This is a genomic window from Buttiauxella sp. (genome assembly GCF_035271705.1).
Lineage (GTDB): Bacteria > Pseudomonadota > Gammaproteobacteria > Enterobacterales > Enterobacteriaceae > Buttiauxella.
Map to the genome: position 1 here is coordinate 17,753 of NZ_DATERI010000054.1, position 23,831 is coordinate 41,583.

Consider the following 23,831-nt stretch of genomic DNA (forward strand, 5'->3'; position numbering starts at 1 on the left):
CTCCTTCACCCCAGTCACTGCCACTCGAATTATTTTGAGTATAAATATTATAATTTTTACTACCCTATCAGAGTCTGAACTCTTCGCCCAGATACACGCGCTTAACATGTTCGTCTTCCAGTATTTCGGCTGGAGTGCCATGGGCGATTAAATGGCCCTGGCTTACGATGTAGGCACGTTCACAAACAGCCAGCGTTTCGCGTACGTTATGGTCAGTAATCAACACCCCGAGCCCGCTGTCGCGCAGGTGCTCAATTATTCGCTTGATGTCGATGACGGATATTGGGTCAACACCGGCAAAAGGTTCATCCAGAAGAATAAATTTTGGATTTGCAGCTAATGCGCGGGCAATTTCGACACGACGACGCTCACCCCCAGACAATGACTGCCCAAGGTTATTGCGCAAATGTTCTATATGGAACTCTTCCATCAACTCATTGGCGCGGTCTACACGCTGTTCATCGGAAAGGTCGTCACGGATTTGCAACACTGCCATTAAGTTATCGAACACACTTAAACGGCGGAAAATAGACGCTTCCTGCGGTAAATATCCGATACCTCGACGAGCACGAGCATGAAGCGGTAGAAGGCTGATGTCTTCATCATCAATAATGATGTTGCCTGCATCACGCGCAACAATGCCAACCACCATGTAAAAGGTTGTGGTTTTGCCTGCACCGTTCGGGCCAAGTAATCCCACAATTTCACCGGACTTAACAGCCAGGCTGACATCTTCAACAACGCGGCGGCCTTTGTAGGCTTTGGCGAGATTTTTTGCAATTAAAGTAGCCATAACGAATTAGTTACTCTTTTTCTGCGCAGGGGTTGTTGCCGGAGCCTGGCCGTCTTTTTTCTGCAACTGAGAAGGGACCAGAACGGTCGTAACACGTTTACCTTTTTCGCTAAAGGCCTGCATCTTTTGTTCTTTAACCAGGTAAGTAATTTTGTCGCCTTTGATATTGCTATCCAACTGTTCCAGATAGGCATTACCCGTCAGCACGACGAAATCATTTTGCAGCTCATAATGCATGGTAGACGCGTGGCCTTTAACCGGCTTACCGCTATCCTGCATTTGATAGAAAGTGGAGGGGTTACCAAAGCCATCAATGATTTCCTTCCCTTCTTCACCACCAGGACGGGTCACAACCACTTTATCGGCGTTAATTTTGATACTGCCTTGCGTCACGATAACATTGCCAGTGAAGGTGACGACGTTGCCTTGCATATCCAGCGACTGTTGGTCAGATTCAATGTGAATCGGCTGATCGGTATCACCGGTCAGCGCAAATGCCGAAAAACTGGCGGCTAAAAGCGTACTGGTTAGTACTAAATTAAGGCTGAGTTTGTTTATTTTGGATTTCATAGGATGTTCTAACCTTTTCAATCAGCTCGGCATTTTTGCTGCGTAAGTTTCCACGCATTTTGTGGCCGGTAGAGTTAAAGCTGGTTCCATACAAGGTTACCTGGTCATCGGAGGAAACATCCTGAGTGACTAAATTAACCTGCGCATTGTCCGTGGTAATTTTGCGTAGCTGCGAATCTGGCGTTAGAGCGGTCAGCACCACATTCCCATATAAATACAGCATCCGATCATTAGTCAGTTTGGCGCGATCTGCTCGTAATGACCAGGTTGCAACTTTGTTTTCGTCATACTGCGTCATCACTGGATTGGTGAACCACGAAATGGCGGTATCGGAAAAATATTCAACGTGTTCCGAGACCAGCCGATAATTCAGCGCCCCTTCAGGACTGTAGGCGAGGGTCGTGGAATGTTCACTTTTATAGGTTGGTTCGTTGCTGCTCACCGTCGGTTGAACAACGTTATCTTTATCGACCAGATTTAGGCCAATCAATATCAATGCCAGCAATGAAAGCAGGATGATAACCCAACGTCTGGTATTACTCATATAGATAGCCCTTTGGCCTCATCAAGCTTTCCTTGTGCCATTAACAGTAGATCACAAACTTCGCGAACCGCCCCACGCCCGCCAGCAATACGTGTTACGTAATCGGCACGAGGAAGAAGCAAAGGATGAGCATCGCAAACCGCAACGCTCAAACCCACTTTAGCCATAACCGGCCAGTCGATTAAGTCATCACCAACATAAGCGACATGTTCCGCAGGAATCGCGAGCTTATCTAATAGATCCTCAAAAGCCACAAGCTTGTCAGATTGCCCTTGATAAAGATGGGTAATTCCCAGCGTTTCACATCGGTCTTCAAGAAGCTTTGCTTTGCGGCCAGTAATAATCGCGACTTCAATATCAGAAGTCAGCGCGCAACGAATCCCATAGCCGTCACGGACGTTGAATGCTTTCAGCTCTTCACCGCTATTACCCATGTAAATCAGGCCATCAGACATCACACCGTCAACATCTAAAATGAGCAGACGCACGTTTGCTGCCCGCTCCATCACGCGCGTGCTTACCGGGCCATAACAGGTGGCAAGTGACGCTTCATGGTTACTCATTAAGGCTAATCCTTTGTTAAACCACGCCTGCGCGTAGCATGTCATGCATATGTACCACACCGAGTAGTTGGTCGCCATCTGCAACCAATACCGAAGTAATGTGGCGAGACTGCATTAAATTGAGCGCATCCACCGCCAGTAGTGACGGACGAACTCGAATTCCACCTGGAGTCATAACATCTGCAATATTCAAGGAGTGGAGGTCAACGCCCATATCAAAGACGCGGCGTAAATCGCCATCCGTGAAGATCCCTTCGATTTTCATCAAAGAGTCACAGATTACGGTCATTCCCATATTTTTACGTGTAATTTCCAGTAATGCATCGCGCAACGACGCCTCTTTACTGACATGAGGGATCTCATCACCGCTATGCATAATATCGCTGACGCGTAGTAACAGTTTACGACCCAATGCGCCGCCTGGGTGAGAAAGCGCAAAATCTTCTGCAGTAAAGCCGCGAGCTTTTAGCAGCGCAACGGCAAGGGCGTCACCCATAACCAACGTTGCTGTGGTACTGGAGGTTGGGGCCAGGCCAAGCGGGCAGGCCTCTTGCGGCACTTTGACACACAAATGGACATCTGCCGCTTTACCCATGGAGCTTTCCGGGCGACTGGTGATGCAAATGAGCGGGACCTGCAAGCGCTTGAGAACCGGAATCAGTGCCAGAATTTCGTTTGACTCACCGGAATTTGAAATCGCGATAACAATATCTTTTGCGCTTACCATCCCGAGATCACCGTGGCTTGCTTCACCAGGATGAACGAAGAATGAAGGTGTGCCGGTGCTGGCAAATGTCGCCGCCATCTTTTTACCGATGTGACCAGACTTACCCATGCCCATAACGACAACTTTACCCTGGCAATAAAACATTTTCTCACAGGCGGCAGAAAAGTCGGCGTTGATGTATTGCTCGAGTTGATCCAGGCCTTCACGTTCGATCTTCAGGACTTCTTTGCCTGCTTGCTGAAAGTCAAAACCCGGTTGTAAATCTATCTGTGACATAATTTCCGTTCCGTTTTACCCAACGACCGGTGATGCAACAAACCACAGCATCACAATCCATACGAAGAAGCTACATGTTAACAGAGCGCCTGCCGTCTTGCCGATAGAGCGTGGCTTACGCCAGCAAAGGATGGCGAAAATGGCACTGACTAGCAACATCACCCAATAGTCTCGTGCAAAGGCAAAAGGGTTGATTTCACCTGGTGCGATTAACGCAGGAATACCCAGTACCAGCGCTATATTGAAAATATTCGAACCAATGATATTACCAATCGCAATATCATCTTCGCCTTTACGTGCACCGGCTATGGTTGTTGCAAGCTCAGGCAGGCTAGTGCCAACCGAAATAATCGTCAGGCCAATCACTAACTCGCTGACGCCAAAATAGTGCGCTAGCACGCTGGCGTTATCGATAACCATACGCGTGGCCATTGGCATAATAATTAGGGCAACGGCGAGCCATAAAAATGCGACAGGGCGACTCCCTTCTCGAGGAAGTTCTGCCAACTGCTCACGCGTGAGATTATCGCTGCCTTCATTTCCGGCAAGGTGCGCTATTTTAATCGTAAACAGTAGATACACCACCGCTACAGCAATCAACATCACACCATCAACAACGCTTAACATGTTGTCAAAAAGCAGCCAGCCAATAATGGCGCTGACGACTAACATTAGGGGCAATTCACGCCGTAGAATATCGGAATTCACGGTAAATGGATGCAAAAGCGCCGCTAAGCCAAGAATAAGCAAAATATTGGTGATATTTGAGCCTAAAGCTGTCCCTACCGCTAAATCCAACTGGCCATGAAGGGCTGCCGAACTGGCGACGAGGAGCTCTGGTAACGAAGTGCCGATGCTCACTACGGTCAAACCAATCAGCAGGGGTGGAACCCCAAAACTGCGGCAAAGTATTGATGCGGCAAACACCAGGCGATCAGCGCCATAGACGACCAAAAGCAAACCAATAATTAACAGAGCTGTAGCAAACAGCATGCAAAATCCTTAATTCAGGTATAATCGCCGGTCTTGTGCTGTGAAAGTACCGGCAGAGCATACAGATCTGTAGGGCCGGGCAAGATTCTTAATTCTGACTTTATGTGGCAGAAAAGTAAAACAAATGCCAGTTTTCGCTAATCAGGACGCGTAATATTCTGTAAGGATATTGGTTGGAACTGAGTTTCCAAATAATGCTTCGTCCGTGAACTTGATAAAAAAGGAAAGACGATGAGCCAGACACAGACGAATCTGGTCGAAATTCGCGGTGTAAGTTTTACGCGCGGTAGTCGGCGCATCTTTGACAATATCTCACTGAACGTGCCACGGGGTAAAATTACCGCCATAATGGGGCCTTCAGGTATTGGTAAGACAACTTTATTGCGGTTGATCGGTGGTCAAATTCAACCCGACAGTGGTGAAATCCTGTTTGACGGTGAAAACGTGCCCGCTATGTCGCGCTCACGTTTATACAATGTTCGTAAACGCATGAGTATGCTGTTCCAATCTGGCGCACTGTTTACCGACCTCAATGTTTTTGAAAATGTGGCATACCCACTGCGTGAACACCGCCGCTTGCCCGAAGAGTTGCTGCATAGCACCGTGATGATGAAGCTTGAGGCCGTGGGATTACGTGGTGCGGCAAAACTGATGCCTAACGAACTTTCAGGCGGCATGGCCCGACGTGCAGCGCTCGCTCGTGCCATCGCACTCGAACCCGATATGATCATGTTTGATGAGCCATTTGTTGGTCAGGACCCTATTACTATGGGGGTGTTGGTCAAACTGATTTCAGAATTGAATAGCGCCCTGGGTGTCACCTGTATTGTGGTTTCTCATGACGTTCCTGAAGTGTTGAGTATTGCCGATTACGCCTATATTGCAGCGGATCAGCACATTGTGGCTGAAGGTACCCCTGCGGCCCTACGTGAAAATTGCGATCCGCGAGTGCGTCAGTTCCTCGATGGTATTGCCGATGGGCCAGTACCGTTCCGCTATCCGGCGATGGATTATCGGAATGACTTATTATCAAAAACAGGGAGTTAAGTTGCTCATGTTCTTTAATGCACTGGCATCATTCGGGCGGCGGGGATTGAAAACCTGCGCGTCATTTGGCCGGGCTGGGATAATGCTTTTCAATGCGGTGGTGGGGAAACCGGAATTCCGCAAACACGCGCCTTTGCTTGTTCGCCAACTGTATAACGTCGGCGTGTTGTCGCTGATTATCATCATTGTTTCCGGCTTGTTTATCGGCATGGTGCTTGGCCTGCAAGGCTACCTGGTTCTGACGACTTACACTGCGGAATCAAGCCTCGGTATGTTGGTTGCTTTGTCATTACTACGAGAGCTTGGCCCCGTCGTCGCCGCACTGCTATTCGCCGGGCGTGCCGGTTCAGCGCTGACTGCAGAAATCGGCTTAATGAAGGCAACAGAACAACTCTCCAGTATGGAAATGATGGCAGTTGATCCTCTGCGCCGGGTCGTTTCACCTCGTTTTTGGGCCGGTGTGATTTCATTACCTTTGCTGACACTTATCTTTGTCGCGGTCGGTATTTGGGGTGGGGCGTTGGTGGGTGTGAACTGGAAGGGAATCGATGCTGGCTTCTTCTGGTCTGCAATGCAAAACGCCGTCAACTGGCGTACTGATTTGGTTTACTGTGTCATCAAAAGTGTGGTGTTTGCGATAACAGTGACCTGGATTGCATTATTCAATGGCTACGATGCTATTCCGACGTCTGCAGGGATTAGTCGGGCAACAACACGAACCGTTGTGCATGCTTCATTGGCTGTTTTAGGTCTGGATTTTGTGCTCACAGCACTGATGTTTGGGAATTAAGGTCATGCAAACTAAGAAATTTGAAACTGGGGTTGGCGCTTTTTTAATTATTGCGTTGGCCGCCATCGTATTCTTGTGTCTGAAAGTGGCGAACGTCACTTCGTTGCGCAATGATCCCACTTACCGGGTTTATGCGACTTTTGATAACATCGGCAGTCTGAAAACAGGCTCCCCACTGCGCCTTGGTGGTGTGGTGATTGGACGTGTTGACGATATTGCTCTGGATCCAAAAACTTACTTACCTCGTGTTACCCTGGATATCGAAAAACGCTATGACCATATTCCGGATACCAGTTCACTGGCCATCCGCACTTCAGGTTTGCTGGGTGAGCAATATCTGGCGTTGAACCTCGGTTTTGATGACCCAGAACTCGGTTCATCTATCCTTAAAGAAGGCGGGACGATTCAGGACACGAAATCAGCGCTGGTGCTGGAGGACCTGATTGGCCAATTCCTGTATAAGAGCGGAAATGGTGACAATCAGAAATCAGGAGATTCCCCATCGCAGGATTCAGAGAATAATAGTGCAGCGCCACAGCCTGGTACCACGCACTAATCTAAGAGGAAAAGTGTTATGTTCAAACGACTTATTATGATTGCTATGCTGGTCATCGCGCCGCTGGCGAATGCTGCGGACCAAAGTAATCCTTACAAGCAGATGGGTGAAGCTGCGCAAAAGACTTTTGATCGTCTTAAAAATGAGCAGCCTCAAATTCGCCAAAACCCTGACCACTTGCGCCAGGTCGTTGGTCAGGAACTGCTACCTTATGTGCAAGTTAAATACGCCGGGGCTCTGGTTCTGGGCCGTTATTATAAAGATGCGACACCTGCTCAGCGTGATGCTTACTTCAAAGCATTCGAAGAGTATCTGAGGCAAGCTTACGGCCAGGCTCTTGCTATGTATAACGGGCAATCCTACCAAATCGCCCCTGAGCAGCCGCTAGGTGATGCCACTATCATTGCGATTCGTGTCACCATCGTCGATCCAAACGGTCGTCCACCGGTACGTCTTGATTTCCAGTGGCGTAAAAACACCCAGACCGGTAACTGGCAGGCATACGACATGATTGCTGAAGGTGTCAGTATGATAACCACTAAGCAAAATGAGTGGAGTGATATTCTGCGTACCAAAGGTATCGATGGTTTGACGGCGCAACTGCAAACTATCTCTCGCATGCCAATTACCCTGGAAGCGAAAAAGTAATGGCAGGTGAGCTTAACTGGCAGCGTGAAGCAGCAACCTTGCACCTTGTGGGTGAGCTGGATAGCGACACCGTGGGGCCTTTATGGCGCCAACGTGAGCAAATCATGGCAGGTATCAAGGTGTTTAACCTTTCGGGTTTATCGCGGGTTGATACCTCAGGTTTAGCGCTGCTGATTCATCTTGTGGCTTTCGCCAGACGACAAAACGTTGAAGTGGAGCTCCAGGGGGCCAGTGAAAACTTACAGACACTGACTAAACTTTATAACCTACCAGAAGACATCCTTCCTGCTTTTGCAGGCTAGTGTTTTCATAGCGTTACTATCATTGCCCTTGATCTATTGAGATCAGGGGCTTTTTGCTTATTTAAGCTAGCGCCACTTTCCTCTAAGATGTGTGGCTTGTTTCATTAATCGACGAATTATATCCCATGGAAAATCATGAAATCCAGACAGTGCTGATGAACGCACTGCCCCTACAGGAAGTCCACGTCTCAGGCGATGGCAGCCATTTTCAGGTGATTGCGGTGGGTGAGTTATTCGCCGAATTAAGTCGCGTGAAGAAGCAACAGACAGTTTATGCGCCACTGATGGAGCTGATTGCTGATAACCGCATTCATGCGGTTTCCATCAAGACTTATACTCCACAAGAGTGGGATCGCGATCGTAAACTTAATGGTTTTTGAGCAATTCGCCACGGCGGGTTGTAACGACTTGAATTTAAAAGAGAGCAGTTGTAATGGATAAATTTCGTGTTCAGGGGCCAACCCGACTGAGTGGTGAAGTGACGATCTCCGGGGCGAAGAATGCTGCCCTGCCGATCCTTTTCGCTGCCTTGCTGGCTGAAGAGCCAGTTGAGATTCAGAACGTTCCAAAACTGAAAGACATTGATACCACCATGAAGCTGTTAAGCCAGCTGGGTACTAAGGTCGAACGTAATGGTTCTGTGTGGATTGATGCCAGCGACGTTAACATTTTCTGTGCGCCGTATGATTTGGTGAAAACCATGCGTGCATCTATCTGGGCACTGGGACCATTGGTTGCACGTTTTGGCCAGGGTCAGGTTTCGTTGCCGGGCGGTTGTGCAATTGGCGCGCGTCCAGTGGATCTGCATATTACAGGTCTTGAGCAACTGGGTGCTGAGATCAAACTGGAAGAAGGCTACGTTAAAGCTTCTGTACAGGGGCGTCTGAAAGGCGCGCACATCGTGATGGATAAAGTGAGCGTTGGCGCCACTGTCACTATCATGAGTGCTGCAACGCTTGCTGTAGGCACCACCATCATTGAAAACGCAGCCCGTGAGCCGGAAATCGTTGATACAGCGAACTTCCTGAATACGTTGGGTGCAAAAATCACTGGCGCAGGCAGCGATCGCATCACCATTGAAGGCGTTGAGCGTTTGGGTGGCGGCGTTTACCGTGTATTACCTGACCGTATCGAAACGGGTACTTTCCTGGTTGCAGCGGCGATTTCAGGTGGCAAAATTGTTTGCCGCAATGCTCAACCAGACACGCTTGATGCCGTGCTGGCGAAACTGCGTGAAGCAGGTGCAGATATCGAAGTGGGTGCCGACTGGGTTAGCCTGGATATGCACGGCAAGCGCCCTAAAGGTGTGACAGTGCGTACTGCTCCGCACCCTGGTTTCCCGACTGATATGCAAGCACAGTTCACTTTGTTGAACCTGGTGGCTGAAGGCACGGGGATTATCACCGAAACCATCTTTGAAAATCGATTCATGCACGTCCCTGAACTGATTCGTATGGGCGCACATGCAGAGATTGAAAGTAATACAGTGATTTGCCACGGCGTTGAAAAACTGTCTGGTGCGCAAGTGATGGCTACCGACCTGCGTGCATCGGCAAGCCTCGTGCTGGCAGGTTGTATTGCTGAAGGGACCACTGTAGTTGACCGTATTTACCACATTGATCGTGGCTACGAGCGCATTGAAGATAAACTTCAGGCGTTGGGCGCGCAGATTGAGCGTGTGAAAGGCAGTGGCGGCGAATAATTTCCGTTGTTAAAAGAGAAAACCGGGCATGCCCGGTTTTTTTTATCGCTTACGTATCAATTTCGCACGATTTATAAACTGATTAGTTTGTGGGTCATAGTAGCGAGAGGGCCAAATCATCCACGGTGAAATATCCAGTGCCTGCGCAATAATCAATTCACCTTTTGGCCACGGACGTGACAACGCGTTAGCAAGAGTCGATGAACTCAGTCCCGCCTTTCGTGATTCCGCCGCCAGCGATGTTCCCCGTTTATGTAGCCCTGCGATGATATCTGCTGGGTGCCAGTCAGAATTTTTACTTTCCATGTTTCTCCCTGTAATCGCTTCATTTTACCGGTTTAATCATGGGAAGTTATAGCATGATGATCATTCAAATGATTCCAATAATTGCGTGAAAAACCAAATCTGTGTTAATCCACACAAAGTAAATGAAAACCAATGAAAACAGCATGGTGTGGAGAGGGGGGAAGAAAGAGGGTGAAATATTTATTGGAAACTTAGCGCGCCTTTTGATGGCGCGCTAAAGAGTTTAGCGGTCGCGCTGAACAGCCATATGAGCCAAGGCAATTAACGCCTGTTTGTGTTCGCTTTCTGGCAAAATAGCCAAGGCAGTAATCGCTTTGTCAGCTTCCTGTTCTGCTCGTAATTGAGTCCATTCCAGGGAGCCGCAGTCCGCCATCGCATCCAGAACCGGTTGCAGCAAATGACGCCCGTTACCTTGTTCAATGGCTTCACGAATCATTTTTTCTTGCTCCGCACTGCCGTTACGCATGGCGTGTAGGAGCGGGAGAGTAGGCTTGCCTTCGTTAAGGTCATCACCGACATTTTTGCCCAGGGTTTGCCCATCAGCGCTGTAATCCAGCAGGTCATCAATGAGCTGGAATGCGGTCCCCAGATAGCGGCCATAATCCTGAAGCGCTTTCTCCTGCTCTACAGTCGCATCAGCCAAAATGCCGGAACATTGGGCCGCCGCTTCAAACAAGCGTGCTGTCTTGCTGTAGATTACCCGCATGTAGCTTTCTTCGGTGATATCTGGGTCATTACAGTTCATCAATTGCAGGACTTCACCTTCTGCAATCACATTGACCGCTTCGGACATGACCTCAAGCACCTTGAGTGAACCGAGTTGGGTCATCATCTGGAAGGCGCGGGTGTAAATAAAATCACCGACCAGAACACTGGCTGCATTGCCGAAGGCTGCGTTGGCTGTGGCCTTCCCACGGCGCATATCTGACTCATCGACTACGTCATCATGTAATAACGTCGCCGTATGAATAAACTCGATGAGAGCTGCAATATGGACATGCGCATTACCCTGATAACCTAGCGTACGAGCAGCAAGGACAGCAATCATTGGGCGGATACGCTTACCACCGCCACTGACGATGTAATACCCTAACTGATTGATCAATTGGACATCTGAATTCAACTGTTCAAGGATGACCGCATTGACACCCGCCATATCTTGCGCGGTTAACTCATTAATTTTTTCTAAATTCATCGCAAAATTCTGGCATAAAGTCCTGTTTACCACATGTCTATACGAAATCACGTGAGGGTAGAGGAGTAATAATGTAGTACAGATTGTACTGAAAAAACGAGGCAGATAAACGGCTGGTGTGATGTTGCGTTTTTTTTCTACTCTGTTTCATGACAGGGCTTGTCAAAGGCTCTCGTTTTGCGTAATATTCGCGCCCTATTGTGAATATTTATAGCGCCACCTGAAACATACGTAGGGTGCGTGCGGAAAGCGGAGTTTTATATGTACGCGGTTTTCCAAAGTGGTGGTAAACAACACCGAGTAAGCGAAGGTCAAACCATTCGCCTGGAAAAGCTGGACATCGCAACTGGCGAAGCAGTTGAGTTCGCAGAAGTTCTGATGATCGCTAATGGTGAAGAAATCAAAATCGGCGTTCCTTTCGTCGATGGCGGCGTAATCAAAGCTGAAGTTGTTGCTCATGGTCGTGGCGAGAAAATTAAGATTGTTAAGTTTCGTCGTCGTAAACACTACCGTAAGCAGCAGGGTCATCGTCAGTGGTTCACTGATGTGAAAATCACCGGCATCAGCGCTTAATACAGGGGAGCATATTAAATGGCACATAAAAAGGCTGGCGGCTCTACTCGTAACGGTCGCGATTCCGAAGCTAAACGTCTGGGCGTAAAACGTTTTGGCGGTGAAGCAGTTCTGGCAGGCAGCATTATCGTTCGTCAACGTGGTACTAAATTCCACGCGGGTACTAACGTAGGTTGCGGCAAAGATCATACTCTGTTCGCTTTGACTGACGGTAAAGTTAAGTTCGAAGTTAAAGGTCCGAAAAACCGTAAGTTTATCAGCATCGTTGCTGAATAAGTTTTTCGCGTCCCGGTAACGGATAGAAGCCCCGCAATACGTTGCGGGGCTTTTTACATTCTGCGACCGGTAAATTAGTAGTCGCAGGGATTTAGCAATGAAACAGCAGGCAGGCATTGGCATTCTGTTGGCGCTTACTACAGCAATTTGCTGGGGAGCACTGCCAATAGCGATGAAACAAGTGCTGACGGTAATGGAACCCCCTACAGTGGTCTTTTATCGCTTTCTGATGGCAAGCTTAGGGCTCGGTAGTATTCTCGCGATACGTGGAAAATTACCGCCTTTACACCTGTTCCGAAAACCACGTTGGTTGGCTTTGCTCGCGATTGCTACAGGTGGATTGTTCGGAAACTTTTTGCTGTTTAGTTCATCGTTGCAGTACCTGAGTCCAACGGCATCTCAGGTAATTGGCCAGCTTTCCCCTGTGGGAATGATGGTGGCAAGTGTGGTTGTGCTCAAAGAGAAGATGCGCGGCACACAAGTCATCGGAGCCATAATGTTACTTTGCGGGTTGGTGATGTTCTTTAACACCAGCCTGATAGAAATTTTCACCCGCCTGACAGATTACACCCTTGGGGTGATATTCGGTGTTCTGGCGGCGATAGTGTGGGTCACCTATGGTGTGGCGCAGAAGGTATTATTACGCCGCCTGGCCTCGCAACAGATCCTCTTTTTGCTGTACACTTTATGTACTCTTGCGCTTTTGCCGTTGGCTCAGTTGGATAAAGTTTTCCAACTCAGTCATTGGCAATTGGCATGTTTAGTTTTCTGTGGCCTGAATACACTGGTTGGGTATGGGGCACTGGCAGAAGCCATGGCACGGTGGCAGGCGGCACAGGTTAGCGCCATTATTACGCTGACCCCGCTGTTTACTTTGCTATTTTCAGATTTATTAGCGTTAGCCTGGCCCGATTTCTTCGCTATGCCGTTACTTAACCTCGTGGGTTATACCGGCGCGTTCATCGTGGTTGCAGGTGCAATGTATTCAGCCATTGGTCACCGTCTTTGGGGACGTTGGCGCAAAACCGAAGCTGTTCTTCCAGTACAACGTTCGGGCGAATGATTTACGGAGAAGTGAAATGAAGTTTGTTGATGAAGCAACGATCCTGGTCGTAGCAGGTGATGGCGGTAACGGCTGCGTTAGCTTCCGTCGTGAAAAATATATTCCCAGAGGTGGCCCGGACGGTGGTGATGGTGGTGATGGTGGTGATGTCTGGCTTGAAGCCGATGAAAACCTCAACACATTGATCGATTATCGCTTCGAGAAATCTTTCCGCGCTGAACGTGGTCAAAATGGTCAGAGCCGTGACTGCACCGGTAAACGTGGTAAAGACAGCAGTGTTAAAGTGCCTGTAGGGACGCGTGTTATCGATCAGGGTACTGGCGAAACCATGGGTGATATGACCCAGCATGGCCAGAGGCTGATGGTGGCTAAGGGCGGTTGGCACGGTCTGGGTAACACCCGTTTCAAATCATCTGTAAACCGTACACCGCGTCAAAAGACCATGGGTACGCCAGGTGAGAAACGTGATATCCAGCTTGAGCTACTGCTGTTGGCTGACGTGGGCATGCTTGGTTTACCGAATGCGGGTAAATCTACGTTTATTCGCTCTGTATCAGCGGCAAAACCAAAAGTTGCGGACTATCCGTTTACCACATTGATTCCAAGCCTTGGCGTTGTTCGTATGGATAACGAGAAGAGCTTTGTGGTTGCTGATATCCCAGGGTTGATTGAAGGTGCCGCTGAAGGCGCAGGCCTCGGTATCCGCTTCCTGAAGCACCTGGAGCGTTGTCGTGTGCTGTTGCACCTCATCGATATCGCGCCAATTGATGAGTCAGATCCGGTTGAAAATGGCCGAGTCATCATTGGTGAGTTGGAAAAATACAGCGAGAAACTTGCTGAGAAGCCACGCTGGTTGGTCTTCAACAAATGCGATTTGATGAGCAAAGAAGATGCCGAAGCGCGTGCCAAAGAAATCGCGACCGCAATGGGCTGGGAAGAGAAGTACTATCTGATCTCTGCGGTTAATCGCGAAGGCGTGAATGCTCTGTGCTGGGATGTAATGGACTTCATCATTGCTAACCCGAAAGTTGCCGAGCTTCAACCTGTCGCTCCAGAGAAAGTCGAGTTTATGTGGGATGATTATCATCAGCAGCAACTCGATGCGGTAGAAGCAGCAGAAGAAGACGAAGACTGGGATGACGACTGGGATGAAGATGACGACGAAGGTGTCGAAATCATCTATCAGAAATAACACGTTATCTTATGAAAGGCCGGAAATTTCCGGCCTTTTTTATTTCTGTTTTATTGGCTTAGCGACGGGATCCAGCAGCTTGCTTGAAGACCAACACCATCAGTACCGTTATCTAATGTTAGATTGCCATGATGAAGCTGGACGATTCGTTGAACAATATTCAGCCCAAGCCCACTCCCACCATAACGTTCATCCATTCGACGGAAGGGATCGATAATTGTCTGGCGATGTTTTTCGTCAATACCAGGCCCCTGGTCTGATACCGTTAGCTTCGCTCCGTTGTCCTGGGCGGCTAATGATACCTGGATGGTACTATCAGTCGGACTATAGCGAGATGCATTTTCCATCAAGTTACGTAACATCAGGCGGAGCAGCACAGCATCGCCCTGAACGATATTTTGGCTTTCTTGTGGCCAGATAATGGTCTGCTGGCGCAAGGCCACTATTTCTTCCATTTCCATCTTGAGTGGCAAAATGATGTCACGATACCAGTTAAGTGTATCGTAATGACCACTCGCCAGCGCTTGTCCAGCGCGTGACAGCATCAGCAATTGCTCAATGGTGTGCATCAGCTGGTCGATACGCTCCAACAGCATAGGAGCCTGCTGAATGCCTGAGTTTGCCATTAACTCGAGGTGTAGCCGAATCCCAGCAAGAGGTGTCCGTAGTTCATGTGCGGCATCTGCGGTAAATAAGCGTTCTTGCTGAATAGTATGGTTCAGTCGCGCCAGGAGTTGGTTCAGTGAGTTGGTCACGGCCACCACCTCTTCCATACCTGAATATATCGACAGCGGTGACAGGTTGTCAGCAGACCGATTAGCCAGGCTTGTGCGTAGGCGATTCAATGGACGGGTAATCCAGGTAATCGCCCAGAATGAGAAGAACAGCGTGAAGCCGACCATAACCAGAGAAGGAACCAGTAACGATGCAATGGCTTCGCGGATCTCCTTCTCTACATGTTGATTTCGTGATTTAGCTGATAGTGTTTCGCTGACCAGAAAACTGATTTGCTCGCGGCTTTCATGCCACAACCAAATAACGCTAATTAGCTGGAAAAACAAAAGAATAAGTGCGAGGAGAATCATCAAACGCCGACGCATACTATTCATGTTCGGCTGTCCAGTCGATAACCCACGCCACGGACGGTTTTGATCCTGTCTTTACCTAATTTACGCCTTAGGTTGTGGATATGCACTTCAAGCGTATTTGAACCAGGATCGTCCTGCCAGCTGTAGATATCCTGCTGCAAAGTTTCACGATGTACGGTCTGCCCGATACGCATCATCAAACGTGTGAGTAAAGCGAACTCTTTTGGAGTGATTTCGACGGGATTTTCTTGCAACATGACCTGCTGAGTTTGCAGGTTGAGTGTCAGATCATCATGCTGAAGAAGATTATCGCTATGCCCTTGATAACGGCGGATCAGGGCGCGGGTGCGGGCTTGCAACTCAGCGAGAGCAAAGGGTTTGACCAGATAATCATCGGCACCTGAATCCAGTCCATTGACCCTGTCTTCCAGCGCATCGCGAGCCGTCAGTATCAGCACCGGGGTGCTGATACTGCGACGTCGCCATTGTCTTAATAGTGTGGCGCCATCTTTATCTGGCAGGCCAAGATCAAGAATGATCATGCCGTATTCGCCACTTTCGATAAGCGCATCTGCTTCAGCGGCGGTTGTTGCACAATCAAGCGCATATCCCTCGCCGCTCAGTGCCAGCACCAGGCCTTCCCGCAACAGTAAATCGTCTTCAACAATCAGCAGTTTCATAACTCAATTATTCTGGTAGATATCCTTATAGAGACGGCTTTCAAAGCGCACTAATGGGATACGGCGGTTACGTTGATCGGCAGGCTCTACAGCATAACCTGACAAATATTGCACAAAGGCCATTCTTTGACCGCTGGCAGTGGTAATAAATCCAGCAAGGTTATAAACACCTTGTAGTGAACCGGTTTTTGCAGAAACTTTGCCATCAACACCGGCCTGATGAAGGCCCGCACGATATTGTAATGAGCCGTCATAACCCGCTAACGGTAACATTGAAATAAAGTTCAGTTCGTTGTCATTCTGGGCGATATATTGCAAAACCTGCATCATGGTGGCGGGGGAGATGAGATTGTGACGCGACAATCCCGAACCATCGACTACGATGCTATTGCCTAAATCAACACCTGCTTTTTGCCGAAGGATCTGTCGAACGGCATCCGATCCGGAACGCCAGGTTCCCGGCACACCAAAACGGTTATGACCGATGGTACGAAAAACGGTATCGGCAATCATGTTGTCCGATTTCTTAAGCATCACCTTTAACAAGTCGTGCAGTGGAGCCGATTGCTTACTGGCAATAACCGTTCCTGGAGTATTAGTTTGTGTTTGACGTAACAGTGTTCCGCTATAACTGATGCCTGCTTCTTTTAGCTCAGCTTTCAAAATCGCACCGGCGTAACTTGCGCCATCTTGTATCGCGAATGCCAGCGGTAGAGGATCTGCTCGCTGTGTCATACAACCTGTTAGCGTAAAGCGATTTAAATCGCCTGGAACGACATCCAGCTCACAATATTGTGCATCCGGGGAACCTTTTGCCAGCGTGCGAACCTGGCTGAACATCACGACCGGGTAGTAAGAAGCGATGCGAATAAACGCTAAATCATCAGCTTTTGGTGCGCTGTAGAGTGAAATTGAGAAACAGTTTCGGTCGACAATGGCGGCGGCTGGCGGAGCGCTAAAACACTGCGTCATATCATTCCACGGCCAACCCGGTGCTTCGTCATGGCTGGCGAAAACCGAGGTGTCGACCAGCACATTGCCCTGAATTTGTTGCACACCTGATTTTTTCAGGACGGCCACCATATTGCGAATATCCTGGCGTTTTAACGTTGGATCGCCACCAAATCGCGCAATAAGATCCCCTTGTAAGACGCCATTACTGACTTGAGCATGGCTTTCAAGGGCGGTCGTAAACCTGAAGTCTGGGCCTAATTGTAGTAGGGCCGCCAGAGCCGTGATGACTTTTTGAGTACTCGCAGGCAGCGCCATTTGTTGACTGTGATAGTCAATAGAGGGAGCGGTCGCACCGACTTTTTGCACCATCAAAGCCAGATTCGCGCCAGCAGGTAATTGGGATGTATAGTCTTCTATGTTGGCAGCCTGGACGCTAAACACCACTGCACTGGTCAATCCAATGACAAATCTAAAAAATCGCATAATCTCGTGGTAACAACCTGAAAACATGCCGTCATACTACGGTGCATCGTGGTGCAAAGTAAACGATGACCCTCAGTGAACTCCAGGGTAAAATACAGGTCAATTTGGAAACCGTTCCTGACCTGGTGCTTTGCGCCGGGTCAGTTTTATTTTGCTCAGTGCCAGGGGTTTGCTTTTTTTTATGTAAACCTGGCCCTGGATTCAGAGGTGCCGCAGGGCAGTTCTGAACAGGAAAGTTTTGAAGAGGTATAACAATGCAACCTATTCCGATGACCCTACGTGGCGCAGAAAGATTACGTGAAGAGCTGGATTTCCTGAAGTCTGTGCGCCGCCCAGAAATTATTGCCGCGATTGCTGATGCCCGCGAACACGGCGATTTAAAAGAAAATGCTGAATATCATGCTGCGCGTGAGCAACAGGGTTTTTGTGAAGGTCGTATCCAGGATATCGAAGCTAAGCTGTCCAATGCTCAGGTAATCGATATCACAAAAATACCTAATAACGGCCGTGTCATTTTTGGCGCGAGTGTGACTGTTTTGAATCTGGATAACGACGAAGAGCAGACTTATCGCATTGTTGGCGATGATGAAGCTGATTTTAAACAGAATCTTATTTCTGTGAACTCGCCGATTGCTCGTGGCCTTGTCGGTAAAGAGCAGGATGATGTTGTGGTTATCCGCACACCGGGTGGCGATGTAGAGTTCGAAATTGTAAAAGTGGAATATTTATAATATCTGCTACGCTTTTTTATAACGTGGCGTATTGTAAAGAAAGGAAAAAGGCCGCATCGCGGCCTTTTATCAACTAACAGAGCGTGGCATTTTGCACACTCTCTGCTTATTTTGGCAGAGAAATCTTGCGCTCTTTAGACGGGCGATAGAGCACCAGCGTTTTACCGATAACCTGTACATTACAGGCGCCGGTTTCACGCACAATGGCATCTACAATCAAGGTTTTAGTTTCGCGATCTTCAGTTGCGATTTTCACCTTGATTAACTCATGATGTTCGATCGCTTGTTCAATCTCGGCCAGTACCCCTTCGGTCAAACCGTTATTGCCAAGCATGACTACAGGCTTGAGCGGATGTGCAAGACCTTTCAGGTGCTGTTTTTGTTTAGTACTCAGATTCATCGTATTTTTTGCTTACGTTGGGATTGAAAACGGTTCATTCTACCGCCATATCCCTCGTATCGCCAATCGGCTGTGCTGATAACTCTACAGCCTGCTACTCACGATGAACAAAGTTGGAAAATGAGATGACAGGTAAAAAGCGTTCTGCCAGCTCTGGTCGCTGGCTGCAGGAACACTTTAGCGATAAATATGTAATTCAGGCGCATAAAAAAGGGTTACGTTCCCGTGCCTGGTTTAAACTTGATGAAATACAGCAAAGTGACAAACTTTTTAAGCCAGGAATGACAATTGTCGATCTTGGTGCTGCTCCCGGAGGTTGGTCACAATATGTTGTGACTCAGATCGGGAATCAGGGGCGAATCATTGCTTGCGATCTTTTACCAATGGATCCTATCGTTGGTGTTGATTTCCTTCAGGGAGATTTTCGTGATGAACTCGTCGTGAAAGCTCTGTTGGATCGTGTTGGTGACAGTAAAGTTCAGGTTGTCATGTCAGATATGGCTCCAAATATGAGCGGGACACCGGCAGTAGATATTCCTCGGTCTATGTATTTAGTAGAACTGGCACTGGAAATGTGCCGTGATGTTCTGGCACCGGGCGGTAGTTTTTTAGTGAAAGTGTTTCAGGGCGAAGGTTTCGATGAATACCTGCGAGAAATTCGCTCCCTGTTTACGACAGTTAAAGTTCGTAAACCGGACTCTTCTCGTGCCCGCTCACGTGAAGTGTACATTGTAGCGACTGGGCGAAAACTATAGTACCCTGACGCTGTTTGTTAACACAGTTGTAATATGAGGTTAATCCCTTGAGTGACATGGCGAAAAACCTAATACTCTGGCTGGTCATCGCAGTTGTGCTGATGTCTGTGTTCCAGAGCTTTGGGCCCAGCGAGTCAAATGGCCGTAGGGTGGATTACTCCACTTTCCTGTCTGAAGTAAATCAGGACCAGGTACGCGAAGCGCGTATTAACGGACGTGAAATCAACGTTACCAAGAAAGATAGTAACCGATACACGACTTACATCCCCGTTAACGATCCTAAACTGCTTGATAACCTGCTGACCAAAAATGTGAAAGTAGTAGGCGAACCGCCTGAAGAGCCAAGCTTGCTGGCTTCTATTTTCATATCTTGGTTCCCAATGCTATTGCTCATTGGGGTCTGGATCTTCTTTATGCGTCAAATGCAGGGTGGCGGTGGCAAAGGTGCCATGTCGTTCGGTAAGAGCAAGGCGCGTATGCTCACTGAAGACCAAATTAAGACTACTTTTGCTGACGTCGCAGGTTGTGATGAGGCAAAAGAAGAGGTTGCTGAACTGGTTGAGTACCTTCGTGAGCCAAGCCGTTTCCAGAAACTGGGCGGTAAAATTCCGAAAGGCGTACTGATGGTCGGTCCTCCGGGTACCGGTAAAACCTTGCTGGCGAAAGCCATTGCGGGTGAAGCGAAAGTACCATTCTTTACTATTTCCGGTTCTGACTTTGTTGAAATGTTCGTGGGCGTGGGTGCATCCCGTGTTCGTGACATGTTTGAACAAGCGAAGAAAGCGGCACCTTGCATCATCTTCATCGATGAAATCGACGCCGTTGGCCGTCAGCGCGGTGCAGGTCTGGGCGGTGGTCACGACGAACGTGAACAAACACTGAACCAGATGCTGGTTGAAATGGATGGTTTCGAAGGTAACGAAGGTATTATCGTTATCGCCGCAACGAACCGTCCTGATGTACTTGACCCAGCATTGCTGCGTCCAGGCCGATTTGACCGTCAAGTTGTGGTTGGTCTGCCAGATGTGCGTGGCCGCGAACAAATTCTGAAAGTGCATATGCGCCGTGTGCCGTTGTCTCCTGATGTCGACCCGGCAATTATTTCGCGTGGTACTCCAGGCTTCTCAGGTGCTGACCTCGCAAACCTGGTCAACGAAGCTGCTCTGTTTGCTGCCCGTGGCAACAAGCGTGTAGTTTCGATGGTTGAATTCGAAAAAGCGAAAGACAAAATCATGATGGGTGCGGAACGCCGCTCTATGGTGATGACGGAAGCGCAAAAAGAATCTACCGCATACCATGAAGCAGGCCACGCCATTATTGGTCGCCTGGTTCCGGAGCATGATCCGGTACACAAAGTGACTATCATTCCGCGCGGTCGTGCGCTGGGTGTCACTTTCTTCCTGCCGGAAGGTGATGCGATCAGTGCAAGTCGTCAGAAACTGGAAAGCCAGATCTCTACGTTGTACGGTGGTCGTCTTGCGGAAGAAATTATTTACGGTGTTGAGCATGTTTCTACTGGTGCGTCTAACGACATCAAAGTAGCCACATCCATCGCTCGTAACATGGTTACCCAATGGGGCTTCTCTGAGAAACTCGGTCCGTTGCTGTATGCGGAAGAGGAAGGTGAAGTGTTCCTGGGTCGTTCAGTGGCGAAAGCGAAACATATGTCCGATGAAACTGCACGTATCATCGATCAGGAAGTTAAACTGTTGGTCGAGCGTAACTACGCTCGTGCTCGCCAGTTGCTGAATGAAAATATGGATATTCTCCACACCATGAAAGACGCATTGATGAAGTATGAAACTATCGATGCGCCACAGATTGATGATCTGATGAATCGTCGCGATGTGCGTCCGCCAGCAGGTTGGGAAGATTCAAACAACGGCAACAACAATTCTAATTCTGATAATAATGGTACACCAAGTGCACCGCGTCCGGTCGATGAACCACGTACGCCGAATCCTGGTAATACAATGTCAGAGCAGTTGGGCGACAAATAAGTCGTCTCTGCCGGATGTTAATGCAGTAATCTATAAAACCCTGGGCTTGTCCCGGGGTTTTTGTTTTATACCCGTCATACTTCAAGCCGCAAGTGCGTTGGCTGCGTGCGTTCACCCGAATCACTTACCTGAGTAAGCTCATCGGGATTCTCGCATTTGCCGCCTTCTTGCAACTCGAATTATTTTGGGTATAGCTTCAATCAATTCAAGGGAATCTCGATGAAACTCACAGCTCAGGGCAGCACGCTTGATCTTTCTCATCCACATATCATGGGAATTTTGAACGTCACACCAGACTCCTTTTCCGATGGTGGACAGCACAATTCGTTAGTGGAAGCTGTTAAACACGCTAACGCGATGATTAACGCTGGGGCGACGATTATTGATATTGGTGGAGAGTCGACGCGCCCAGGCGCGGCTGACGTGAGCGTTGATGAAGAGCTGTCGCGTGTGATTCCTGTTGTGGAAGCTATTGCACAGCGCTTTGAAATCTGGATTTCGGTTGATACCTCTAAGCCTGAAGTCATTCGTGAATCGGCGCGAGTTGGCGCGCATATCATCAATGATATTCGTTCATTGCAGGAACCCGGTGCACTTGAAGCCGCCGCACAAACCGGTTTACCGATTTGCCTGATGCATATGCAGGGTGAACCAAAGAATATGCAGCATGCACCGCAATACGACGATGTCTTTGCTGATGTGAATCGCTTCTTTATCGACCAAATAGCCCGCTGCGAAGCCGCTGGTATCGCAAAAGAAAAATTGTTGCTCGACCCAGGCTTCGGTTTCGGTAAAAATCTGACCCACAATTACCAACTTTTAGCCCGACTATCCGAACTCCATCACTTTGGCTTACCGCTGTTGGTGGGGATGTCGCGGAAATCAATGGTTGGCCAACTGCTGAACATCGGGCCTGATCAACGCCTGAGTGGCAGTCTTGCGTGTGCAGTGATAGCTGCAATGCAGGGAGCTAATATCATTCGAGTTCACGATGTGAAAGAGTCAGTCGAAGCGATGCGCGTGGTGGAAGCCACACTTTCAGCGAAGGAAAAAAAACGCTATGAGTAACCGTAAATATTTTGGCACAGATGGCATTCGCGGTCGTGTAGGCGATTCCCCAATTACTCCTGACTTTGTGCTGAAGCTCGGCTGGGCGGCGGGTAAAGTCTTAGCGCGCCATGGCTCGCGTAAAATTATTATCGGCAAAGATACCCGTATCTCTGGCTACATGCTGGAATCAGCGCTCGAAGCGGGCCTGGCTGCGGCGGGTTTGTCTGCCTCATTCACCGGACCGATGCCAACACCTGCTATTGCTTATCTGACTCGTGCATTCCGTGCAGAAGCAGGGATTGTTATCTCTGCTTCTCATAACCCTTTCTATGATAACGGGATTAAATTTTTCTCGATTGACGGCACTAAATTGCCTGATGAGGTTGAAGAAGCCATCGAAGCTGAAATGGAAAAAGAAATCACTTGCGTGGATTCAGCTGAGTTGGGTAAAGCCAGCCGCATCGTTGATGCTGCCGGTCGTTATATCGAATTTTGCAAAGGCACTTTCCCGAACGAGTTAAGCCTTAATGGCCTTAAAATTGTCGTCGATTGTGCTAACGGTGCGACCTACCACATTGCGCCAAATGTGCTGCGCGAGTTAGGTGCCACTGTTATCGCGGTGGGCTGCGAACCAAACGGCGTTAACATCAACGAAAAATGCGGTGCTACTGACGTACGAATGCTTCAAGAGCGCGTGCTGGCTGAGAAAGCGGATATCGGTATCGCACTAGACGGTGATGGTGACCGCGTCATCATGGTGGATAATCTGGGTCATAAAGTTGATGGCGACCAAATCCTGTACATCATCGCTCGTGAAGGTTTACGCCAGGGTCAATTACGCGGTGGTGCGGTAGGCACGCTGATGAGCAATATGGGCCTGGAGCTGGCACTGAAACAGTTGGGTATCCCGTTTGCTCGTGCAAAAGTGGGTGACCGTTATGTACTGGAAAAACTGCAGGAAAAGGGCTGGAGAATCGGTGCTGAAAACTCAGGCCACGTGATCCTGCTGGATAAAACCACCACCGGTGATGGCATCGTTGCAGGTTTGCAAGTCCTTACCGCGATGGTGCGCAATCACATGAGCCTGCACGATTTGTGCAGCGGAATGAAATTATTCCCACAAATCCTGGTTAATGTTCGCTTTACTGCGGGCAGCGGTGATCCGCTTGAACATGAAACAGTGAAGAAAGTCACTGCAGAAGTGGAAGAAGCACTGGGCAATCGTGGTCGCGTGTTACTGCGTAAATCAGGGACCGAACCTTTAATCCGCGTTATGGTTGAAGGGGAAGACGAAGCATCGGTCATCGAATACGCAAATCGCATTGCTGATGCAGTAAAAGCGGTATAAAACATTTGCGCATAAATTGTGTAAAAAGGCGGCGCTTGTCGCCTTTTTTCTCAACAAAACCCCGTGTATTGCTGTTTTTTTCCGCAGTCAGTGAAATGTGAATAAATTGCCCTTGCGCCTCTCTCTGGCTTTGGTTAGTATTCTCACCCGCTTCAGTGGGTAAACTTAAACGTATCCGCTTGACTGGTTTGAAGCTTTGGTATGCGGTAATACCGCAAGGAACAGG

28 protein-coding genes are annotated in these 23,831 nt (G+C 48.7%); 16 read left to right on the forward strand and 12 right to left on the reverse strand.

The annotated features are described in order from the left end of the window. Positions 1-67: 67 nt before the first annotated feature. The 6 genes from lptB to VJY99_RS04605 are packed head-to-tail and all read right to left on the reverse strand — an operon-like array spanning position 68 to position 4,466. On the reverse strand, positions 68-793 hold the full coding sequence (gene lptB, locus VJY99_RS04580; RefSeq protein ID WP_324116746.1) for an LPS export ABC transporter ATP-binding protein: 726 nt from the start codon (positions 791-793) through the stop codon (positions 68-70). Positions 794-799: 6 nt separating this feature from the next. Then, positions 800-1,363: a lipopolysaccharide ABC transporter substrate-binding protein LptA gene (gene lptA, locus VJY99_RS04585; RefSeq protein WP_324116747.1), complete on the reverse strand. Its 564-nt coding sequence runs from the start codon at positions 1,361-1,363 to the stop codon at positions 800-802. Further along, positions 1,332-1,907, reverse strand: coding sequence for an LPS export ABC transporter periplasmic protein LptC (gene lptC / locus VJY99_RS04590; RefSeq protein ID WP_324116749.1), 576 nt, complete (start codon positions 1,905-1,907; stop codon positions 1,332-1,334). Before lptC ends, lptA begins: the two co-directional genes overlap by 32 nt. Then, positions 1,904-2,470, reverse strand: a complete 567-nt coding sequence (gene kdsC / locus VJY99_RS04595) for a 3-deoxy-manno-octulosonate-8-phosphatase KdsC (protein ID WP_324116751.1) — start codon at positions 2,468-2,470, stop codon at positions 1,904-1,906. Before kdsC ends, lptC begins: the two co-directional genes overlap by 4 nt. Positions 2,471-2,486: 16 nt before the next feature. After that, on the reverse strand, positions 2,487-3,473 hold the full coding sequence (gene kdsD, locus VJY99_RS04600) for an arabinose-5-phosphate isomerase KdsD (RefSeq protein WP_324116753.1): 987 nt from the start codon (positions 3,471-3,473) through the stop codon (positions 2,487-2,489). A gap of 15 nt (positions 3,474-3,488) precedes the next feature. Then, positions 3,489-4,466 carry a calcium/sodium antiporter gene (locus VJY99_RS04605; protein WP_324116755.1) on the reverse strand — a complete coding sequence of 326 codons (978 nt, stop codon included), beginning with the start codon at positions 4,464-4,466 and terminating at the stop codon, positions 3,489-3,491. Positions 4,467-4,697: 231 nt separating this feature from the next. On the opposite strand from VJY99_RS04605, the gene mlaF reads away from it, so the two are divergent. The 7 genes from mlaF (at position 4,698) to murA (ending at position 9,511) form a co-directional block, all read left to right on the forward strand. Further along, positions 4,698-5,513, forward strand: coding sequence for a phospholipid ABC transporter ATP-binding protein MlaF (gene mlaF, locus VJY99_RS04610; protein ID WP_324116756.1), 816 nt, complete (start codon positions 4,698-4,700; stop codon positions 5,511-5,513). Between the two features lie 7 nt (positions 5,514-5,520). After that, positions 5,521-6,303 carry a lipid asymmetry maintenance ABC transporter permease subunit MlaE gene (gene mlaE, locus VJY99_RS04615; protein ID WP_324116812.1) on the forward strand — a complete coding sequence of 261 codons (783 nt, stop codon included), beginning with the start codon at positions 5,521-5,523 and terminating at the stop codon, positions 6,301-6,303. Positions 6,304-6,307: 4 nt separating this feature from the next. Next, positions 6,308-6,859 carry an outer membrane lipid asymmetry maintenance protein MlaD gene (mlaD, locus tag VJY99_RS04620; protein WP_324116757.1) on the forward strand — a complete coding sequence of 184 codons (552 nt, stop codon included), beginning with the start codon at positions 6,308-6,310 and terminating at the stop codon, positions 6,857-6,859. A gap of 18 nt (positions 6,860-6,877) precedes the next feature. Further along, complete coding sequence (mlaC, locus tag VJY99_RS04625) at positions 6,878-7,507, forward strand: phospholipid-binding protein MlaC (protein WP_324116758.1); 630 nt, start codon at positions 6,878-6,880, stop codon at positions 7,505-7,507. Then, a complete protein-coding gene (gene mlaB / locus VJY99_RS04630) occupies positions 7,507-7,809 on the forward strand; it encodes a lipid asymmetry maintenance protein MlaB (RefSeq protein WP_324116760.1) in 303 nt (100 codons plus the stop codon). The genes mlaC and mlaB overlap by 1 nt, the downstream gene beginning before the upstream one ends. A 125-nt stretch (positions 7,810-7,934) precedes the next feature. Beyond that, entirely contained in the window at positions 7,935-8,189 is a 255-nt protein-coding gene (ibaG, locus tag VJY99_RS04635; protein ID WP_034459734.1) for a BolA family iron metabolism protein IbaG, read from the forward strand. Positions 8,190-8,242: 53 nt separating this feature from the next. Further along, on the forward strand, positions 8,243-9,511 hold the full coding sequence (gene murA / locus VJY99_RS04640; RefSeq protein ID WP_324116764.1) for a UDP-N-acetylglucosamine 1-carboxyvinyltransferase: 1,269 nt from the start codon (positions 8,243-8,245) through the stop codon (positions 9,509-9,511). Between the two features lie 42 nt (positions 9,512-9,553). On the opposite strand, the gene sfsB is transcribed toward murA, so the two are convergent. Both sfsB and ispB read right to left on the reverse strand, forming a co-directional pair. Then, a complete protein-coding gene (gene sfsB / locus VJY99_RS04645) occupies positions 9,554-9,817 on the reverse strand; it encodes a DNA-binding transcriptional regulator SfsB (RefSeq protein ID WP_324116766.1) in 264 nt (87 codons plus the stop codon). Positions 9,818-10,040: 223 nt separating this feature from the next. Continuing rightward, positions 10,041-11,012 (reverse strand): octaprenyl diphosphate synthase, encoded by a 972-nt coding sequence (gene ispB, locus VJY99_RS04650; protein WP_324116768.1) that lies wholly within the window; start codon positions 11,010-11,012, stop codon positions 10,041-10,043. A 261-nt stretch (positions 11,013-11,273) separates the two neighbouring features. On the opposite strand from ispB, the gene rplU reads away from it, so the two are divergent. The 4 genes from rplU (at position 11,274) to cgtA (ending at position 14,116) form a co-directional block, all read left to right on the forward strand. Beyond that, on the forward strand, positions 11,274-11,585 hold the full coding sequence (gene rplU / locus VJY99_RS04655; protein ID WP_034459723.1) for a 50S ribosomal protein L21: 312 nt from the start codon (positions 11,274-11,276) through the stop codon (positions 11,583-11,585). An 18-nt stretch (positions 11,586-11,603) separates the two neighbouring features. Beyond that, on the forward strand, positions 11,604-11,861 hold the full coding sequence (rpmA, locus tag VJY99_RS04660; RefSeq protein ID WP_024549632.1) for a 50S ribosomal protein L27: 258 nt from the start codon (positions 11,604-11,606) through the stop codon (positions 11,859-11,861). Between the two features lie 97 nt (positions 11,862-11,958). Further along, positions 11,959-12,924, forward strand: coding sequence for a DMT family transporter (locus VJY99_RS04665; RefSeq protein WP_324116773.1), 966 nt, complete (start codon positions 11,959-11,961; stop codon positions 12,922-12,924). Between the two features lie 16 nt (positions 12,925-12,940). Then, entirely contained in the window at positions 12,941-14,116 is a 1,176-nt protein-coding gene (gene cgtA, locus VJY99_RS04670; RefSeq protein WP_324116774.1) for an Obg family GTPase CgtA, read from the forward strand. A gap of 50 nt (positions 14,117-14,166) precedes the next feature. On the opposite strand, the gene pmrB is transcribed toward cgtA, so the two are convergent. From pmrB to dacB, 3 genes are read right to left on the reverse strand one after another with little or no spacing between them, the layout of a single operon-like run. Continuing rightward, the gene (pmrB, locus tag VJY99_RS04675; protein WP_324116776.1) at positions 14,167-15,225 is read right to left on the reverse strand and encodes a two-component system sensor histidine kinase PmrB; all 1,059 of its coding nucleotides are present in this window, start codon (positions 15,223-15,225) and stop codon (positions 14,167-14,169) included. Continuing rightward, positions 15,222-15,884, reverse strand: coding sequence for a two-component system response regulator PmrA (gene pmrA, locus VJY99_RS04680; protein WP_324116778.1), 663 nt, complete (start codon positions 15,882-15,884; stop codon positions 15,222-15,224). The genes pmrB and pmrA overlap by 4 nt, the downstream gene beginning before the upstream one ends. A 3-nt stretch (positions 15,885-15,887) precedes the next feature. Beyond that, entirely contained in the window at positions 15,888-17,321 is a 1,434-nt protein-coding gene (gene dacB, locus VJY99_RS04685; RefSeq protein WP_324116780.1) for a serine-type D-Ala-D-Ala carboxypeptidase, read from the reverse strand. Between the two features lie 254 nt (positions 17,322-17,575). Between dacB and greA the strand changes: the two genes are divergently transcribed. Next, positions 17,576-18,052, forward strand: coding sequence for a transcription elongation factor GreA (gene greA, locus VJY99_RS04690; RefSeq protein WP_324116782.1), 477 nt, complete (start codon positions 17,576-17,578; stop codon positions 18,050-18,052). Between the two features lie 106 nt (positions 18,053-18,158). Here the strand turns inward: greA and yhbY are convergent, their stop codons facing one another. Beyond that, on the reverse strand, positions 18,159-18,452 hold the full coding sequence (yhbY, locus tag VJY99_RS04695) for a ribosome assembly RNA-binding protein YhbY (protein ID WP_034498826.1): 294 nt from the start codon (positions 18,450-18,452) through the stop codon (positions 18,159-18,161). A 125-nt stretch (positions 18,453-18,577) separates the two neighbouring features. Here yhbY and rlmE point away from each other — a divergent pair, with 125 nt between their 5' ends. The 4 genes from rlmE to glmM all read left to right on the forward strand — a co-directional run bounded on the left by rlmE (position 18,578) and on the right by glmM (position 23,605). Further along, positions 18,578-19,207, forward strand: a complete 630-nt coding sequence (rlmE, locus tag VJY99_RS04700) for a 23S rRNA (uridine(2552)-2'-O)-methyltransferase RlmE (protein WP_034498825.1) — start codon at positions 18,578-18,580, stop codon at positions 19,205-19,207. A gap of 56 nt (positions 19,208-19,263) precedes the next feature. Beyond that, complete coding sequence (ftsH, locus tag VJY99_RS04705; RefSeq protein ID WP_324116785.1) at positions 19,264-21,207, forward strand: ATP-dependent zinc metalloprotease FtsH; 1,944 nt, start codon at positions 19,264-19,266, stop codon at positions 21,205-21,207. Positions 21,208-21,426: 219 nt separating this feature from the next. Continuing rightward, positions 21,427-22,275, forward strand: a complete 849-nt coding sequence (gene folP / locus VJY99_RS04710; RefSeq protein ID WP_324116787.1) for a dihydropteroate synthase — start codon at positions 21,427-21,429, stop codon at positions 22,273-22,275. Further along, positions 22,268-23,605, forward strand: coding sequence for a phosphoglucosamine mutase (gene glmM / locus VJY99_RS04715; RefSeq protein ID WP_324116789.1), 1,338 nt, complete (start codon positions 22,268-22,270; stop codon positions 23,603-23,605). The genes folP and glmM overlap by 8 nt, the downstream gene beginning before the upstream one ends. Positions 23,606-23,831: the final 226 nt, after the last annotated feature.